Genomic DNA, 15,435 nt, shown 5'->3' with positions numbered 1-15,435 from the left:
GGCTTGCGGTTTGCCATCCGGGAGGGTGGGCGGACCGTGGGCGCCGGGGTCGTCACCAAGATCCTGGAGTAGGCCCAAGGGGGGAGGCTCTCTCCCCCCTTTTCCCTCGAGGTGAGGCATGGCCAGCGAGGTCCGCATCAAGATCCTCTTGGAGTGCACGGAGTGCAAGCGGCGCAACTACGCTACGGAGAAGAACAAGCGCAACACGCCCAACAAGCTGGAGCTTCGCAAGTACTGCCCTTGGTGCGATAAGCACACCGTGCACCGGGAAGTGAAGGCCTGATGCTGGGAAGGATCGTCCGTTACTTCCAGGAGGCCCGGGCGGAGCTTTCCCGGGTCACCTGGCCTACCCGGGAGCAAGTGGTGGAGGGAACCCAGGCCATCCTCCTCTTCACCCTGGCCTTCATGGTGATCCTGGGCCTCTACGATACGGTCTTTCGCTTCCTGATAGGGCTTCTGCGATGAGCATTGAATGGTACGCGGTCCACACCCTCGTAGGGCAGGAGGAGAAGGCCAAGGCCAACCTGGAAAAGCGCATCAAGGCCTTTGGTCTTCAGGACAAGATCTTCCAGGTCCTCATCCCTACGGAGGAGGTGGTGGAAATCCGCGAGGGGGGCAAGAAGGAGGTGGTCAGGCGGAAGCTTTTCCCCGGCTACCTCTTCGTGCAGATGGACCTGGGGGACGAGGAGGACCCCAACGAGGCCTGGGAGGTGGTGCGGAACACCCCCGGGATCACCGGGTTCGTGGGGGCGGGGAACCGCCCCGTGCCCCTTTCCCCCGATGAGGTTCGGCACATCCTCGAGGTCTCGGGCCTCCTCGGCAAGAAGGAGGCCCCCAAGGCCCAGGTGGCCTTCCGGGAGGGGGACCAGGTCCGCGTCATCTCCGGCCCCTTCGCGGACTTTACCGGCACCGTGACCGAGATCATCCCCGAAAAGGGCAAGGTCAAGGTCATGGTCACCATCTTCGGGCGCGAGACCCCTGTGGAGCTGGACTTCTCCCAGGTGGTCAAGGCCTAAGGGCGTTCGCACCCCTAACTTGGGGGGAGCCTAGGAGGGAAAAATGAAGAAAGTCGTTGCCGTAGTGAAGCTGCAGCTGCCCGCGGGCAAGGCCACGCCCGCGCCCCCGGTGGGCCCGGCTTTGGGCCAGCACGGGGCCAACATCATGGAGTTCGTTAAGGCCTTTAACGCGGCCACCGCCAACATGGGGGACGCCATCGTCCCGGTGGAGATCACCATCTATTCCGACCGCTCCTTCACCTTCATCACCAAGACCCCGCCCGTAAGCTACCTGATCCGCAAGGCGGTGGGGCTAGAGAAGGGAGCCCACAAGCCGGGGCGGGAGAAGGTGGGCCGCATCACCTGGCAGCAGGTGCTGGAGATCGCCAAGCAGAAGATGCCCGACCTGAACACCACCGACCTCGAGGCCGCCGCCCGCATGGTGGCCGGCTCGGCCCGCTCCATGGGGGTGGAGGTGGTGGGCGCTCCGGAGGTGAAGGATGCCTAAGCGCGGCAAGCGTTACCGGGCCCTTCTGGAGAAGGTGGACCCCACCAAGATCTACACCATTGACGAGGCGGCCCGGCTCGTGAAGGAGCTCGCCACCGCCAAGTTTGACGAGACGGTGGAGGTCCACGCCAAGCTGGGCATTGATCCCCGCCGCTCCGACCAGAACGTGCGCGGCACCGTCACCCTGCCCCACGGCCTGGGTAAGCAGGTGCGGGTCCTGGCCATCGCCAAGGGCGAAAAGATCAAGGAGGCGGAGGAGGCCGGGGCTGACTACGTGGGCGGGGAGGAGATCATCCAGAAGATTCTGGACGGCTGGATGGACTTTGACGCCGTGGTGGCCACCCCCGACGTGATGGGGGCCGTGGGCTCCAAGCTGGGCCGGATCCTGGGGCCGCGGGGCCTTCTGCCCAACCCCCGGGCGGGCACGGTGGGCTTCAACATCGGGGAGATCATCCGGGAGATCAAGGCGGGGCGCATTGAGTTCCGCAACGATAAGACCGGGGCCATCCACGCCCCTGTGGGCAAGGCCAGCTTCCCGGCGGAAAAGCTTGCGGATAACATCCGGGCCTTTATCCGGGCCCTCGAGGCCAGCAAGCCCGAGGGGGCCAAGGGCACCTTCCTTCGCTCTGTATACGTGACCAGCACCATGGGCCCCAGCATCCGCATCAACCCCCACTCCTAGGAAGATTTGGGGGGCCTTGCTTGACGCAAGGCCCCCCTTCCTTTACACTCCAGGGTGGCACCCCGGGCGCGTTTTGCGCCCAGGCCGAAGACAGCGGGGGGCTTAGGCCTTAAAGATCCCGCCGAGGCGCTTGAGGGGGAGCGTTTCGGAGATCCCAGAAAAACGGTTGGGGTTCCCCTGCCCCAAAAGGGAGGAAGGCGTGCCGAACAAGCGCAACGTTGAGCTGCTTGCCACCCTCAAGGAAAACCTTGAGCGGGCGAAAGGCTCCTTCTTCCTGGTGGACTACCAGGGGCTTTCCGCCAAGGAAACCCACGCCCTGCGCCAGGCCCTGAAGGAAAAGGGAGCCCGCCTTTTCGTGGCCAAGAACACCCTGATCCGCATCGCCCTCAAGGAGCTTGGCCTGCCCGAGCTGGACGGGCTCCAGGGCCCAAGCGCCGTGGTCTTCTACGGGGACCCGGTGGCGGCGGCCAAGGTCCTGGTGGACTTCGCCAAGAAGAACCCCAAGGGCATCCCCCAGGCCAAAAGCGGCCTCCTCCAGGGCCAGGTCCTCTCGGCCAAGGACGTGGAGGCGTTGGCGGAGCTCCCCACCCTGGACGAGCTCCGGGCGGAGCTCGTGGGGGTGCTCCAGGCGCCCATGGCGGAGCTCGTGGGGGTGTTGGGCGGCGTGGCCCGCGAGCTCGTGGGCATCTTGGAAGCGTACGTGGAGAAGCAAGCAGCTTAGGAGGTAAAGGATGGCGCTGGACATTGAAAAGATCAAGGAGGAGCTTTCCCAGGCTACGGTTTTGGAGCTCAAGCAGCTGATTGACGCCCTCAAGGAGGCTTGGGGCGTGACCGCCGCGGCCCCCGTGGCGGTGGCGGCGGTGCCCGCTGCGGGTGCGGCGGCCGCCCCCGCCGAGGAGAAGACCGAGTTTGACGTGATCCTCAAGGAGGCGGGCCCCAAGAAGCTGGAGGTCATCAAGGAGCTCCGGGCCATCACCGGGCTCGGCCTCAAGGAGGCCAAGGACCTGGCCGAGAAGGGCGGCCCCGTCAAGGAGGGGATCTCCAAGCAGGAGGCCGAGGAGATCAAGAAGAAGCTGGAGGCCGTGGGCGCGGTGGTGGAGCTCAAGTAGGCCCCCCGCCCCACGGGGTGCCCCCCAGGCCCAAAGGGCCTGGGGTTTTTGTACCATGGAGCCCATGGCGCTACCCCGGGTGGTGGTGGGGATCACGGGGGCGAGCGGCATGCCCTACGCCCTGGACCTTTTGGAGGCCCTCCAGGGCCTCGCCGAGGTGCACCTGGTCCTCTCCCAGGGGGCGAAGCGGGTGCTCTGGGAGGAGATGGGCCTAAGCCCCAAGGACCTCTACCCCCTGGCCCACCGGGTCTACAAGGACGCCGACCTTGGGGCCCCCATCGCTTCGGGCTCTTTCCCCACCCGCGGCATGGTGGTGGTCCCCTGCTCCGCCACCACCCTGGCCAAGGTGGCCTGGGGCCTGGCCGACACCCTCCTCACCCGGGCCGCCTACGTGCACCTCAAGGAGAAGCGGCCCCTCATCCTCGTGCCCCGGGAGACCCCCCTTCCCCTCCCCACCCTAAGGGCCATGGTGGCCCTGGCCGAGGCCGGGGCGGTGGTGATGCCGGCAAGCCCCGGCTTCTACCACCGGCCCAAGGAAATCAAGGACCTCCTGGGCTTCCTCACCCAGCGCATCCTGGACCACCTGGGCCTTCCCGCCCACCGCGCCCCCCGGTGGGGCGAGACCTGACGTTTTTTTCCCCTAGTGCAGTGATACGATAGGGTGGATGACCCTCACCCAGGAGCAGCGTCTGGTGTTGGAAGCGGTGCGCCGGGTGGCCCGGGAGGTCCTCTACCCCCTCGCCCCCGAGTACGACCGGAAGGCCGAGTACCCCTGGCCGCAGCTTCGGGCTTTGGCGGAGCTGGGCTTCCTGGGCATGACCACCCCGGAGGCGTGGGGAGGGGTGGGCCTGGACTCCGTGACCTGGGCCTTGGCCCTGGAGGAGATCGCCGCCGCCGACCCCAGCGTGGCCGTCATCGTCTCCGTGACCAGCGGCCTTCCCCAGTACATGCTCCTTCGCTTCGGCACCGAGGCCCAGAAGCGGCGCTACCTCGTTCCCTTGGCCAAGGGGGAGTGGATCGGGGCCTTCTGCCTCACCGAGCCCCAGGCGGGCTCCGACGCCAAAAGCCTCCGCACCGAGGCCAGGCGGGTCCCCGGGGGGTTCGTGCTCAACGGGGTGAAGAGCTGGATCACCTCCGCCGGCCAAGCCCACCTCTACGTGGTCATGGCCCGTACGGAAAAGGGCATCAGCGCTTTTTTGGTGGAGAAGGACACCCCCGGCCTTTCCTTCGGCCGCCCCGAGGAGAAGATGGGCCTCCACGCCGCCCACACCGCCGAGGTGCGCCTGGAAGGGGTCTTCGTCCCCGAGGAGAACCTTTTGGGGGAGGAGGGGCGGGGCCTGGCCTACGCCCTCGCGGGCCTGGACTCGGGGCGGGTGGGGGTGGCGGCCCAGGCGGTGGGCATCGCCCGGGGGGCTTACGAGATCGCCAGGGCCTACGCCGACCAAAGGGAGCAGTTCGGGAAGAAGCTCAGGGAGCACCAGGCCATCGCCTTCAAGATCGCCGACATGCACGTGAGGATCGCCGCCGCCAGGGCCCTGGTCTTGGAGGCCGCCCGGAAGAAGGACCAAGGGGAAAGGTTTACCCTCGAGGCCAGCGCCGCCAAGCTCTTCGCCAGCCAGGTGGCGGTGGAGGTGACCCGGGAGGCGGTCCAGGTCCTTGGGGGCTACGGCTACCACCGGGACTTCCGGGTGGAGCGGTACTATAGGGACGCCAAGGTGACGGAGATCTACGAGGGGACTTCGGAGATCCAACGCCTCGTCATCGCCCGGGAGCTTTACCGCTAGGGCTTACCCTTCTCATCCCCCTGGCGTAAGGTGGGGAAGGTATGCTCCGCCGCCTCCTCGCCCTCTCCCGGCCCCTCTACTGGCTTTACGAAAGGCGCCTTCTGAAGGAGGTGAAGGGAGGCCCTATGCCCAAGCACCTCGGCCTCATCCTGGACGGGAACCGCCGCTACGCCCGCGCCTTGGGGCTTTCCCCCACCAAGGGGCACGAGTTCGGGGTGCAAAAGGCTTACGAGGTCCTGGAGTGGTGCCTGGAGCTGGGCATCAAGACCGTCACCGTATGGGTCTTTTCCACCGACAACTTCAAGCGCCCCCCGGAGGAGGTGGAGACCCTCATGAACCTCTTCCTGCGGGAGGCCGAGAGGATGGCGGAGGACCACCGGATCCTGGAAAACCAGGTGCGGGTGCGCTTCATCGGCAGGCGGGAAGGGTTTTCCCCGGAGGTGGTCCGGGCCATAGAGCGTCTGGAGCGGAGGACGGAGGGGCACGGGGGCATGGTCCTCAACATCGCCCTGGGCTACGGGGGGCGGGAGGAGATCGTGGACGCGGTGAAGCGGCTTCTTCTGGAGGCGGAGGCCCAGGGCCTTTCCCCCAAGGAGGTGGCCGAACGCCTCACCCCGGAGGACATCGCCCGCCACCTTTACACCGCTGGGCTTCCCGACCCCGACTTCATCATCCGCACCTCGGGGGAGATACGGCTTTCCGGCTTCCTCCTATGGCAGTCCGCCTACTCGGAGTTCTACTTCGCCGACGTCCTCTGGCCCGAGTTCCGCAAGATTGACTTTCTGCGGGCCCTAAGGAGCTACCAGGCCCGGGAGCGCCGCTTCGGGCGTTGACAAAATGCAGCCCCTCGTATACCCTTACAAACAAGATGCTGGCCCGGGAGAAAAAACTCAGGCGGGGAGGGGCAGGATAGCCCTAGAGGATTCCTGCACCTCCCCGGCCCGAGTTCGGGCCGGTTTTCTTTTGGGAGGGGCGCATGCGGGAATGGAAGATCATAGACTCCACCCTTCGGGAAGGGGAACAGTTTGAAAGGGCCAACTTCTCCACCCAGGACAAGATTGAGATCGCCAAGGCCCTGGACGCCTTCGGGATTGAGTACATTGAGGTGACCACCCCCATGGCCTCGCCGCAGTCCCGCAAGGACGCCGAGGTTATCGCCTCCTTGGGCCTCAAGGCCAAGGTGGTCACCCACATCCAGACCCGCATGGACGCCGCCAAGGTGGCCCTGGAGACGGGGGTCCAGGGGATTGACCTCCTCTTCGGCACCAGCAAGTACCTTCGGGCGGCCCACGGCCGGGACATCCCCCGGATCATCGCGGAGGCCCGGGAGGTGATCCAGTTCATCCGGGAGACCGCCCCCCACGTGGAGGTGCGCTTCTCCGCCGAGGACACCTTCCGCTCCGAGGAGCAGGACCTCCTCGCCGTCTACGAGGCCATCGCCCCCTACGTGGACCGGGTGGGCCTGGCGGACACCGTGGGCATCGCCACCCCCCGCCAGGTCTACGCCCTGGTGCGGGAGGTGCGGCGGGTGGTGGGGCCTAGGGTAGACATAGAGTTCCACGGCCATAACGACACGGGCTGCGCCATCGCCAACGCCTACGAGGCCATAGAGGCCGGGGCCACCCACGTGGACACCACCATCCTGGGGATCGGGGAGCGGAACGGGATCACCCCTTTAGGGGGGTTCCTCGCCCGCATGTACACCCTCCAGCCCGAGTACGTCCGCAGGAAGTACCGGCTGGAGATGCTCCCCGAGCTGGACCGGATGATCGCCAAGATGGTGGGGGTGGAGATCCCCTTCAACAACTACATCACCGGGGAGACGGCCTTCAGCCACAAGGCGGGGATGCACCTTAAGGCCATCTACCTCAACCCCGAGGCCTACGAGCCTTACCCCCCGGAGGTCTTCGGGGTGAAGCGGAAGCTGATCATCGCCTCGAGGCTCACCGGCCGCCACGCCATCAAGGCCCGGGCCCAGGAGCTCGGCCTCCACTACGGGGAGGAGGAGCTTGCCCGGATCACCCAGCACATCAAGGCCCTGGCCGACCGGGGGCAGCTTACCCTGGAGGAGCTGGACCGGATTCTCAGGGAGTGGGTTACCGCATAGCTTGAGGAGGTGGGCATGGGCCTGACGCTGGCGGAAAAGATCCTTTCCCACAAGGTGGGGCGCCCGGTGCGGGCGGGGGAGCTTTTGGTGGTGGAGGTGGACCAGGTGATGGTGGTGGACTCCATCGCCGGGAGCTTCTTCAAGCGCCTGGAGTACCTGGAGGCCACCCCCCGCTACCCGGAAAGGGTTTCCATCGTCATAGACCACGTGGCCCCGGCGGCCAACCTCGAGGTGGCCAAGGCCCAGAAGGAGATCCGGGAGTGGGGCAAGCGGCACGGCATCCGGGTCTTTGACGTGGGCCGGGGGGTCTGCCACCAGGTCCTGGTGGAGGAGGGCCTCGTCCAGCCGGGCTTCGTGGTGGTGGGCTCGGACAGCCACTCCACCACCTACGGGGCGGTGGGGGCCTTCGGCACGGGGATGGGGGCCACGGACATCGCCCTGGCGGCGGCCTCGGGGCGCACCTGGCTTAGGGTGCCCGAGAGCGTGAAGGTGGTCTTCCGGGGGAAGCTCCCCAAGGGGGTGACGGCCAAGGACGCCGCCTTGGAGATGGTCCGCCTCCTCACCGCCGAGGGGGCCACCTACATGGCGGTGGAGATCCACCTCCTGGACGGGGCGGAGGCCCTCACGCGGGGCGAGCGCATGACCCTGGCCAACCTCACGGTGGAGGCCGGGGCCAAGGCGGGGCTCGTGGTGCCGAGCGGGGAGATTCTGGAGCTCTACCGGGTGCCCGAGTGGCTCTACCCCGACCCCGACGCCACCTATGTCAAGGAGGTGGAGATAGACCTCTCCGCCCTCACCCCCAGGGTCTCCGTCCCCTTCTACGTGGACAACGTCCACGAGGTGGCCGAGGTCAAGGGGAAGCGGGTGGACCAGGTCTTCATCGGCACCTGCACCAACGGCCGGATTGAGGACCTCAGGGCGGCGGCGGAGGTCCTTAAGGGGCGGAAGGTGGCCCCTTGGGTGCGGCTTCTGGTGGTCCCGGCGAGCTCCCAGGTCCTGGAGGAGGCGGCCAGGGACGGCACCCTCCTCACCCTCCTCGAGGCGGGGGCCACCATCGGCACCCCGGGGTGCGGTCCCTGCATGGGGCGGCACATGGGGGTTCTGGCCCCGGGGGAGGTGTGCGTCTCCACCAGCAACCGCAACTTCCGGGGGCGCATGGGGGCCCCGGACGCCGAGATCTACCTGGCAAGCCCCCGGGTGGCGGCGGCCAGCGCCGTGGCGGGCTACCTCACCACCCCCGAGGAACTGGAGGAGGTCCATGGCTAGGGTTTGGAAGTTCGGCGACCAGATCAACACCGACGACATCCTTCCCGGCAAGTACGCCCCCTTCATGGTGGGGGAGGACCGGTTCCACCTCTACGCCTTCGCCCACTTAAGGCCCGGGTTCGCGGAGGAGGTGCGGCCCGGGGACATCCTGGTCTTCGGGCGGAACGCCGGGCTTGGTTCCAGCCGGGAGTACGCCCCAGAGGCCCTGAAGCGGCTTGGCATCCGGGCCATCATCGCTAAAAGCTACGCCCGGATTTTCTTCCGCAACCTGGTGAACCTGGGGATCGTCCCCTTTGAGTCGGAGGAGGTGGTGGATGCGCTAGAGGACGGCGACCAAGTGGAGCTGGACCTGGAGACGGGGGTTTTGACGCGGGGAGAGGAGCGCTTCCAGCTCCGTCCTCCGCCCCCCTTCCTCCTGGAGGCGCTCAAGGAGGGGTCCTTGCTAGACTACTACAAGAAGCACGGGCGCTTCCCGGGGGAGTAGACTTTAGCCATGGAGGACCTAGAGATCGTCTGTCCGGTGTGCGGCGAGGCCAGCGTGGTCCTGGCCGAGGACCTCGAGGTGGGGGACGTCCTGGAGTGCGAGGCCTGCGGGGCCTTCCTGGAGGTGGTCTCCCTGGACCCCTTGGAGGTGGAGGTCACGGAGGAGGGCCTGGAGGGCTTCTTCGTGGACTGCCCCCGGTGCGGGTACACCTTTGAAGTCTCCGAGGAGGACCAGGGCCGGGCCGTGGAGTGCCCGGAGTGCGGCTTTAGCTTTGTCCCTGACTGGAGCGAGGTAGAGGAGGAGGACGAGGAATGGTAGCCACTTGTCCTGAGTGCGGCGCGGAACTGCGGCTGGAGAACCCGGAGCTTGGCGAGCTTTTGGTCTGCGAGGACTGCGGGGCGGAGCTGGAGGTGGTGGGGCTTGACCCCCTTCGCCTCGAGCCCGCCCCCGAGGAGGCGGAGGACTGGGGCGAGTGAGGGCCAAGGGCCCTTGGGGAAGGCGATAGGCCTTCCCCTTTTGCTAAGCCATGCTGGCCATCCTTTACGACCGCATCCGCCCTGACGAAAGGATGCTCTTTGAGCGGGCGGAGGCCCTGGGGATCCCCTTCAAGAAGGTCTACGTCCCCGCCCTCCCCATGGTCTTGGGGGAGAGGCCCGAGGCGCTTGAGGGGGTCACGGTGGCCCTGGAGCGGTGCGTGAGCCAGACCCGGGGCCTCGCCGCCGCCCGCTACCTCACCGCCTTGGGCATCCCCGTGGTGAACCGCCCCGAGGTCATAGAGACCTGCGGGGACAAGTGGGCCACCAGCGTGGCCCTGGAGAGGGCGGGGCTTCCCCAGCCCAAAACCGCCTTGGCCACGGACCGGGAGGAGGCCTTGAGGCTCATGGAGGCCTTCGGCTACCCCGTGGTGTTGAAGCCCGTGGTGGGGAGCTGGGGGCGGCTTCTCGCCAAGATCACCGACCGGGAGGCGGCGGAGGCCATCCTGGAGCACAAGGAGGTCCTGGGAGGGTTTTTGCACCAGCTCTTCTACATCCAGGAGTACGTGGAAAAGCCCGGGCGGGACATCAGGGTCTTCGTGGTGGGGGAGAGGGCCATCGCCGCCATCTACCGCAAAAGCCCCCACTGGATCACCAACACCGCCCGGGGAGGCCAGGCGGAAAACTGCCCTTTGACCGAGGAGATCGCCGAGCTTTCCGTGCGGGCGGCAAGGGCCGTGGGGGGCGGGGTGGTGGCCATAGACCTCTTTGAGTCGGAGCGGGGCCTTTTGGTGAACGAGGTGAACCACACCATGGAGTTCAAGAACTCCGTGCACACCACGGGGGTGGACATCCCCGGGGAGATCCTGCGCTACGCCTGGGAGGTGGCCCGTGGATAGGAAGACCGTTTCCATCGTGGGGGCCTCGGGGTACGCCGGGGGGGAGTTTTTGCGCCTCGCCCTATCCCACCCCTACCTCGAGGTGAAGCAGGTGACCTCGAGGCGCTTCGCCGGGGAGCCCGTCCCCTTCGTCCACCCCAACCTCCGAGGACGCACGAACCTCAAGTTCGTCTCCCCGGAGAAGCTGGAGCCCGCCGACATCCTGGTTCTGGCCCTGCCCCACGGGGTCTTGGCCCGGGAGTTTGACCGGTATAGCGCCCTGGCCCCCATCCTGGTGGACCTCTCCGCCGACTTCCGCCTCAAGGACCCGGAGCTTTACCGGAAGTACTACGGGGAGCACCCCCGCCCTGAGCTCCTGGGCCGCTTCGTCTACGCCGTGCCCGAGATCCACCGGGAGGCCCTGAAGGGGGCGGACTGGATCGCCGGGGCCGGGTGCAACGCCACCGCCACCCTGCTTGGCCTCTACCCCCTCCTCAAGGCCGGGGTGTTGAAGCCCACCCCCATCTTCGTCACCCTCCTCATCTCCACCTCGGCGGGAGGGGCCGAGGCCACTCCGGCGAGCCACCACCCCGAAAGGGCGGGGTCCATCCGGGTCTACAAGCCCACGGGCCACCGCCACACCGCCGAGGTGGTGGAGAACCTCCCGGGCCGCCCCGAGGTCCACCTCACCGCCATCGCCACCGACCGGGTGCGGGGCATCCTCATGACCGCCCAGTGCTTCGTCCAGGACGGCTGGAGCGAAAGGGACGTGTGGCAGGCTTACCGGGAGGCCTACGCCGGGGAGCCTTTCGTCCGCATCGTCAAGCAGAAAAAGGGGATTCACCGCTACCCCGACCCCCGCTTCGTCCAGGGCACCAACTACGCCGACATCGGCTTTGAGCTGGAGGAGGACACCGGGCGGCTCGTGGTCATGGTGGCCATTGACAACCTGGTGAAGGGCACCGCCGGCCACGCCCTCCAGGCCCTAAACATCCGCATGGGCTGGCCCGAGACCCTGGGCCTGGACTTCCCGGGGCTTCACCCGTAGGGGGTGCGCCGTGATCGTGGTCAAGGTAGGGGGCGCCGAGGGCATCAACTACGAGGCCGTGGCCAAGGACGCCGCCTCCTTGTGGAAGGAGGGGGTGCGGCTCATCCTGGTCCACGGGGGAAGCAGCGAGACCAACAAGGTAGCGGAGGCCCTGGGCCACCCGCCCCGCTTCCTCACCCACCCTGGAGGGCAGGTGAGCCGTCTCACCGACCGCAAGACCCTGGAGATCTTTGAGATGGTCTACTGCGGCCTGGTGAACAAGCGCCTGGTGGAGCTTTTGCAGCGGGAAGGGGCCAACGCCATCGGCCTTTCCGGCCTGGACGGAAGGCTTTTCGTGGGCCGCAGGAAGACGGCGGTGAAGTACGTGGAAAACGGCAAGGTCAAGGTCCACCGGGGCGACTACACCGGCACGGTGGAGGAGGTGAACAAGGCCCTTCTGGACCTCCTCCTTCAGGCGGGCTACCTCCCCGTCCTCACCCCGCCCGCCCTAAGCTACGAGAACGAGGCCATCAACACCGACGGGGACAGCATCGCCGCCCTCCTCGCCACCCTCTACCGGGCCGAGGCCCTGGTCTACCTTTCCAACGTCCCCGGCCTCCTCGCCCACTACCCCGACGAGGCCTCCTTGGTGCGGGAGATCCCCGTGGATAGGGTGGAGGACCCGGAGTACCTGGCCCTGGCCCAAGGACGCATGAAGCGCAAGGTCATGGGGGCGGTGGAGGCGGTGAAGGGCGGGGTGAAGCGGGTGGTCTTCGCCGATGCCCGGGTGGAAAACCCCATACGGCGGGCCCTTTCCGGGGAGGGCACCGTGGTACGCTAGGCCTATGGCGCGCTTCGCCCTGGTCCTCCACGCCCACCTCCCCTACGTGCGGGCCCACGGGATGTGGCCTTTTGGGGAGGAGACCCTCTACGAGGCCATGGCCGAGACCTACCTCCCCCTGGCCCGGGCCCTGGAACGGCTTTTTGCCGAGGGGGTGGAGGTCCGCTTCACCTTGGGGATCACCCCCATCCTGGCGGAGCAGCTTGCCGATGCCAAGGTGAAGGAGGGATTTTGGGCCTACGTCAAGGACCGCCTAGAAAGGGCCCAGGCGGACTACGGGCGCTACCAGGGCACGGAGCTGGAGGCGAGTGCCCGCCACCAGGTGGCCTTCTGGGAGCTCACCCTGGACCACTTCCAGAGGCTTTCCGGGGACCTCGTCGCTGCCTTCCGCAAGGCCCAGGAGCGGGGCCAGGTGGAGCTCATCACCTCCAACGCCACCCACGGCTACTCCCCCCTTCTGGGCTACGACGAGGCCCTATGGGCCCAGATCAAGACGGGGGTGGCCACCTACCGCCGCCACTTCGCCAAGGACCCCACGGGCTTCTGGCTCCCGGAGATGGCCTACCGGCCCAGGGGCCCCTGGAAGCCCCCGGTGGAAGGCCCCCCGGAGGGGGTGAGGCCGGGGGTGGACGAGCTATTGATGCGGGCCGGGATCCGCTACACCTTCGTGGACGCCCACCTGGTCCAAGGGGGGAGGCCCCTTGCCCCTTACGGGGAGGCGGCCTTGGGCCCTGTGGAGAGCGCCGAGGCCACCTTCTACGTCCACGAGCTGGAGTCGGGTCTTAGGGTGTTGGCCCGCAACCAGGAGACCGCCCTCCAAGTTTGGAGCGCCGACTACGGCTACCCCGGGGAGGGGCTTTACCGGGAGTTCCACCGCAAAGACCCCCTCTCCGGCCTCCACCACTGGCGGGTGACCCACAGGAAGGCGGACCTTTCCGAGAAGGCCCCTTACGACCCCGAGGCGGCCTTCGCCAAGGCCAAGGAGCACGCCGCCCACTTCGTGGGGCTTCTAAGCCGCCTGGCGAAGAAGCACCCGGAAGGGGTGATCCTCGCCCCCTACGACGCCGAGCTTTTCGGCCACTGGTGGTACGAGGGGGTGGCGTGGCTGGAGGAGGTGCTAAGGCTTCTTCCCAAGACCCCTGGGCTTCGGGCGGTCACCGCCAGGGAAGCGGTCCAGGGCCCTGCGGTGCGGACTGTCTTGCCGGAAGGGTCCTGGGGGCGGGGCGGGGACCACCGGGTCTGGCTCAATGAGGCCACCCTGGACTACTGGCGGGAGGTGTACCGTGCCGAGGCCGCCTTGCGGGAGGCGGTGGCCCGGGGGGTTCTGCCCACCCCCACCCTGCAACAGGCCATGCGGGAGCTTCTCCTTCTGGAGGCCTCCGACTGGCCCTTCCTCATAGACACGGGGCAGGCCAAGGCCTACGCCGAGGAGCGGTACAAGGCCCACGCCGAGAGGTTTTTCCGCCTTATGAAAGGGGTCTCCCCGGAGGAGTTGAAGGCCCTCGAGGCCCTGGACAACCCCTTCCCCGAGGCCGACCCCAGGCTCTACCTGGGACCGGAGGGCTAGGGTGGTGCGCCAGGCGGTCCTGCAGTTCCGGCCCGAGAAGGCGAGGCTTAAGGAAAGCCTGGCCCGGCTCAAGGCCCACCTCGAGGCCCTCCGCCCCCACGCCCCCGAGGTGGTGGTCCTCCCCGAGGCCGCCCTCACCGGCTACTTCCTACAAGGGGGGGTGAGGGAGCTCGCCCTCACCCGCCACGAGCTTTTGGAGCTTCTGGTGGGGGTCTACGAGGAGGTGGGGTGGGAGGGGCTTTTGGACGTGGTGGTGGGCTTTTACGAGCGGGACGGGGGGGCTTACTACAATAGCGCCGCCTACCTGGAGCTTCCCCACCGTCTGGTCCACGTCCACCGCAAGGTCTTCCTCCCCACCTACGGGGTCTTTGACGAGGAGCGCTACCTGGCCCGGGGGAGGCGGGTGGAGGCCTTTAACACCCGGTTCGGCCGGGCGGCCCTCCTCATCTGCGAGGACTTCTGGCACTCCATCACCGCCACCCTCGCCGCCCTGGACGGGGCCGAGGTGATCTACGTGCCCGCGGCGAGCCCCGCCCGGGGCTTCCGGGGGGAGTGGCCCGAAAATGTTCTCCGCTGGCGCACCCTGGCCCAGGCGGTGGCGGCGGAGCACGGGCTTTACGTGGTGGTGGCGAGCCTCGTGGGGTTTGAGGGGGGGAAGGGGATGAGCGGGGGGAGCTTGGTGGTGGGCCCGGACGGCCGCCTCCTGGCCGAGGCCCCCCTTTTTGAGGAGGCGGCCCTCCTCTTCCACCTGGACCGGGAAAGGATCCCCCCGGTGCGCTACGATAGCCCCCTCCTTTCGGACCTCGAGGCCGGCCTTCCCCTGCTTTTACCCGACCTGGAACGGGTTTTAGGGAGACGGGATGCGAATCCTTGAAGCGCCCCAAGCCCACGAGGTCCTGGAGCTCAACTGGCCCTTGGTGGCCGACTTCCTCACCCGCTTCATCCGGGAGGAGCTTTCCTGGCGGGGCTACGAGAAGGCCATCGTGGCGGTCTCCGGCGGGGTGGACTCCGCCACCACCCTGGCCCTGGCGGTGCGGGCCTTGGGGGCGGAAAAGGTCCACGCCCTCTTCCTGCCCCATAAGGACAGCAGCCCCACCTCCCGGGAACACGCCTACCTGGTGGCGAAGACCTTCGGCGTGGCCTTGGAGGAGGTGGACATCACCCCCATGGTGGAGGGCTACGCCGCCCTCACCCCGGACCTCACCCCCCACCGCAAGGGCAACGTCATGGCCCGGGCCCGGATGATCGTCCTCTTTGACAAGTCCGAGGCCTATAAGGCCCTTCCCTTGGGGACGGGCAACAAGACCGAGCGGCTTTTCGGCTACTTCACCTGGCACGGGGATGACTCCCCCCCCATCAACCCCCTAGGGGACCTCTACAAGACCCAGGTCTGGCGCCTGGCGGAGTACCTGGGCGTGCCCGAGGAGGTGGTGGAAAAGCCCCCCACCGCCGACCTCATCCCCGGCCAGACGGACGAGGCGGACCTAGGGGTCCGCTACCTCCGGGCCGACGTGATCCTGGAGCACTACCTGAAGGGCTACTCCGACCAGTACATCCTGGGCCTGGGCTTCACCGAGGAGGAGCTAAGGCGGGTCAAGGAGCGGGTGAACCGCACCCACTGGAAAAGGGCCCTCCCCACGGTGGCCCTCCTTTCCTCCACCGCCATCGGGGAGTTTTACCTCAGGCCCTTGGACTACCGCTAAGGGAGGGAAGG

General features: G+C 67.4%; 22 protein-coding genes. All 22 read left to right on the top strand.

Annotated elements, in window-relative coordinates; genetic code table 11:
- On the top strand, nucleotides 1–72 hold a 72-nt coding region (locus IEX93_RS05975), incomplete at its 5' end, for an EF-Tu C-terminal domain-related protein (RefSeq protein ID WP_188847335.1).
- Nucleotides 73–118: 46 nt separating this feature from the next.
- On the top strand, nucleotides 119–283 hold the full coding sequence (rpmG, locus tag IEX93_RS05970; protein WP_188847331.1) for a 50S ribosomal protein L33: 165 nt from the start codon (nucleotides 119–121) through the stop codon (nucleotides 281–283).
- Entirely contained in the window at nucleotides 283–465 is a 183-nt protein-coding gene (secE, locus tag IEX93_RS05965) for a preprotein translocase subunit SecE (RefSeq protein WP_188847330.1), read from the top strand. The genes rpmG and secE overlap by 1 nt, the downstream gene beginning before the upstream one ends.
- A complete protein-coding gene (gene nusG / locus IEX93_RS05960; protein WP_188847329.1) occupies nucleotides 462–1,016 on the top strand; it encodes a transcription termination/antitermination protein NusG in 555 nt (184 codons plus the stop codon). The genes secE and nusG overlap by 4 nt, the downstream gene beginning before the upstream one ends.
- A gap of 43 nt (nucleotides 1,017–1,059) precedes the next feature.
- Nucleotides 1,060–1,503, top strand: a complete 444-nt coding sequence (rplK, locus tag IEX93_RS05955) for a 50S ribosomal protein L11 (protein WP_188847328.1) — start codon at nucleotides 1,060–1,062, stop codon at nucleotides 1,501–1,503.
- Nucleotides 1,496–2,185 carry a 50S ribosomal protein L1 gene (rplA, locus tag IEX93_RS05950; RefSeq protein ID WP_188847327.1) on the top strand — a complete coding sequence of 230 codons (690 nt, stop codon included), beginning with the start codon at nucleotides 1,496–1,498 and terminating at the stop codon, nucleotides 2,183–2,185. The genes rplK and rplA overlap by 8 nt, the downstream gene beginning before the upstream one ends.
- Before the next feature lie 199 nt (nucleotides 2,186–2,384).
- The gene (rplJ, locus tag IEX93_RS05945) at nucleotides 2,385–2,906 is read left to right on the top strand and encodes a 50S ribosomal protein L10 (RefSeq protein ID WP_188847326.1); all 522 of its coding nucleotides are present in this window, start codon (nucleotides 2,385–2,387) and stop codon (nucleotides 2,904–2,906) included.
- Between the two features lie 10 nt (nucleotides 2,907–2,916).
- Nucleotides 2,917–3,294 carry a 50S ribosomal protein L7/L12 gene (gene rplL / locus IEX93_RS05940; RefSeq protein ID WP_188847325.1) on the top strand — a complete coding sequence of 126 codons (378 nt, stop codon included), beginning with the start codon at nucleotides 2,917–2,919 and terminating at the stop codon, nucleotides 3,292–3,294.
- 64 nt (nucleotides 3,295–3,358) lie between these two features.
- The gene (locus IEX93_RS05935; protein WP_188847324.1) at nucleotides 3,359–3,922 is read left to right on the top strand and encodes a UbiX family flavin prenyltransferase; all 564 of its coding nucleotides are present in this window, start codon (nucleotides 3,359–3,361) and stop codon (nucleotides 3,920–3,922) included.
- 37 nt (nucleotides 3,923–3,959) lie between these two features.
- A complete protein-coding gene (locus IEX93_RS05930; RefSeq protein ID WP_188847323.1) occupies nucleotides 3,960–5,078 on the top strand; it encodes an acyl-CoA dehydrogenase family protein in 1,119 nt (372 codons plus the stop codon).
- Nucleotides 5,079–5,119: 41 nt separating this feature from the next.
- Entirely contained in the window at nucleotides 5,120–5,911 is a 792-nt protein-coding gene (locus tag IEX93_RS05925) for an isoprenyl transferase (protein WP_188847322.1), read from the top strand.
- Nucleotides 5,912–6,054: 143 nt separating this feature from the next.
- Nucleotides 6,055–7,185, top strand: coding sequence for a homocitrate synthase (lysS, locus tag IEX93_RS05920; RefSeq protein WP_188847321.1), 1,131 nt, complete (start codon nucleotides 6,055–6,057; stop codon nucleotides 7,183–7,185).
- A 15-nt stretch (nucleotides 7,186–7,200) separates the two neighbouring features.
- Nucleotides 7,201–8,451: a 3-isopropylmalate dehydratase large subunit gene (locus IEX93_RS05915; protein WP_188847320.1), complete on the top strand. Its 1,251-nt coding sequence runs from the start codon at nucleotides 7,201–7,203 to the stop codon at nucleotides 8,449–8,451.
- Nucleotides 8,444–8,935, top strand: a complete 492-nt coding sequence (locus IEX93_RS05910) for a LeuD/DmdB family oxidoreductase small subunit (RefSeq protein ID WP_188847319.1) — start codon at nucleotides 8,444–8,446, stop codon at nucleotides 8,933–8,935. The genes IEX93_RS05915 and IEX93_RS05910 overlap by 8 nt, the downstream gene beginning before the upstream one ends.
- Nucleotides 8,936–8,944: 9 nt before the next feature.
- Nucleotides 8,945–9,253, top strand: coding sequence for a paraquat-inducible protein A (locus IEX93_RS05905; RefSeq protein ID WP_188847318.1), 309 nt, complete (start codon nucleotides 8,945–8,947; stop codon nucleotides 9,251–9,253).
- Entirely contained in the window at nucleotides 9,247–9,411 is a 165-nt protein-coding gene (gene lysW / locus IEX93_RS05900; RefSeq protein WP_188847317.1) for a lysine biosynthesis protein LysW, read from the top strand. Before IEX93_RS05905 ends, lysW begins: the two co-directional genes overlap by 7 nt.
- A gap of 50 nt (nucleotides 9,412–9,461) precedes the next feature.
- Complete coding sequence (lysX, locus tag IEX93_RS05895) at nucleotides 9,462–10,307, top strand: lysine biosynthesis protein LysX (protein ID WP_188847316.1); 846 nt, start codon at nucleotides 9,462–9,464, stop codon at nucleotides 10,305–10,307.
- Nucleotides 10,300–11,334, top strand: a complete 1,035-nt coding sequence (gene argC / locus IEX93_RS05890) for an N-acetyl-gamma-glutamyl-phosphate reductase (protein ID WP_188847315.1) — start codon at nucleotides 10,300–10,302, stop codon at nucleotides 11,332–11,334. The genes lysX and argC overlap by 8 nt, the downstream gene beginning before the upstream one ends.
- A 10-nt stretch (nucleotides 11,335–11,344) precedes the next feature.
- Nucleotides 11,345–12,154, top strand: coding sequence for a [LysW]-aminoadipate kinase (locus IEX93_RS05885; RefSeq protein WP_188847314.1), 810 nt, complete (start codon nucleotides 11,345–11,347; stop codon nucleotides 12,152–12,154).
- 4 nt (nucleotides 12,155–12,158) lie between these two features.
- On the top strand, nucleotides 12,159–13,721 hold the full coding sequence (locus IEX93_RS05880; RefSeq protein ID WP_188847313.1) for a 1,4-alpha-glucan branching protein: 1,563 nt from the start codon (nucleotides 12,159–12,161) through the stop codon (nucleotides 13,719–13,721).
- A 1-nt stretch (nucleotide 13,722) separates the two neighbouring features.
- Complete coding sequence (locus IEX93_RS05875; protein WP_188847312.1) at nucleotides 13,723–14,595, top strand: nitrilase-related carbon-nitrogen hydrolase; 873 nt, start codon at nucleotides 13,723–13,725, stop codon at nucleotides 14,593–14,595.
- Nucleotides 14,582–15,424: an NAD+ synthase gene (locus IEX93_RS05870; protein WP_188847311.1), complete on the top strand. Its 843-nt coding sequence runs from the start codon at nucleotides 14,582–14,584 to the stop codon at nucleotides 15,422–15,424. The genes IEX93_RS05875 and IEX93_RS05870 overlap by 14 nt, the downstream gene beginning before the upstream one ends.
- The last annotated feature ends 11 nt before the right edge of the window (nucleotides 15,425–15,435 follow it).

Source organism: Thermus composti (assembly GCF_014647535.1).
GTDB lineage: Bacteria > Deinococcota > Deinococci > Deinococcales > Thermaceae > Thermus > Thermus composti.
This window is presented reverse-complemented; position numbering and strand designations above follow the sequence as displayed.